Origin of the sequence: Pseudoalteromonas sp. SG43-3 (assembly GCF_014164385.1) — a bacterium.
Classification (GTDB): domain Bacteria; phylum Pseudomonadota; class Gammaproteobacteria; order Enterobacterales; family Alteromonadaceae; genus Pseudoalteromonas; species Pseudoalteromonas distincta.
The window spans coordinates 1-341 of record NZ_JACJFC010000088.1 but is presented as its reverse complement, the minus strand read 5'-3'; the positions used below and the strand labels follow the sequence as shown (position 1 = coordinate 341).

At 38.4% G+C, this 341-nt stretch carries 1 protein-coding gene; it reads left to right on the top strand.

Features of this window, described 5'->3' with window-relative positions; all coding sequences use genetic code 11:
• Positions 1–341 (top strand): hypothetical protein (locus tag H5157_RS20725; RefSeq protein WP_182725427.1); only part of this gene is annotated, 341 nt, incomplete at both ends.

The window sequence follows — 341 nt, the reverse complement described above, 5'->3', positions numbered from 1 at the left end:
CAAATGCGCTTTCTGAAAATGCTAACTTAGATAGCTTAGAAGATGATTTTGATGATGAACTATTAATTGATAATGACTTCTCTGAATCAGAAGCTAAGGTTGAAGACGAGTCGTTTGATGATGATTTACTGCAAGAAATTAATGACGGAATTGATTCTGTTGAACCATTTAGTATAGAAGAGGATACCAAACCTCTTAACCTTGATGAAGTTCAAGAAACACTAGAAAGTGAGTTGCCATTTACCCCCGAAGAATTACAAGGTGATGATTTAGACGGTGAGGCGCAGGGAGTCGCTTCCAGCCAAGCTGAGCAGGACTTATCAAATGCGCTTTCTGAAAAT